Raw genomic sequence first — 637 nt, forward strand, 5'->3', positions numbered from 1 at the left:
GCCGACGATCGCGATCGGCTCGTCCTCGGCCGAGCCGGGCCCGGCGGCGCGCACCGCGGTGGCCCGTGGCACCGTCGGCCCCTCGCCGAGCAGTTGACCCTCGATGAACTCGGTGAGCTCCTGCGGTGTCGGATGGTCGAAGACCATCGTGACCGGCAGTTCGAGCCCGGTCGCCTGGTTGAGCTGGTTGCGCAGCTGGACGGCCGTGAGCGAGTCGAAGCCGAGCTCACGGAAGGGCTTGTTGGCCGGGATCGGATCAGTCCCCGCGTGCCCGAGCGTCGCGGCCGCCTCGGTGCGCACGTGGTTGAGCAGGATCTGGTGCCTGCGCGCCGGCGTCGCGCCCTGGAGCTGCTGCCCGAGGGGTGTCGTGGCGGTGGCGCCGGGCTTGGCCGCGCCGGTGGTGACGGGCCGGGCGTTCTCCGGGAGGTCGGCCAGGAGGGGGGAGGGACGCCCGGCGGTGAAGGTGGGGGTGAACTGCGTCCAGTCGATGTTGGCGATCGTGAGGTTCGCGGCGTTGCGGCCGACGGCCTGGTGGAGGGCTTTGGTGGCCAGGTCGGGGTGGAGGGAGTGCAGGCCGAAGCGGGAGAAGAAGGCGAGCGTGTCCTGGTCCGCGGCGATCCCCGCCTGACTCCAGGGT

At 72.5% G+C, this 637-nt stretch carries 1 protein-coding gene; it reads right to left on the minus strand.

From position 1 onward, the window contains the following. Nucleotides 1-637: acyl carrier protein (locus ACYF6T_RS44575; RefSeq protein WP_461703708.1), on the minus strand; the 637-nt coding region annotated here is incomplete at both ends.

The sequence above is a fragment of the Streptomyces sp. 7R007 genome, assembly GCF_054850255.1.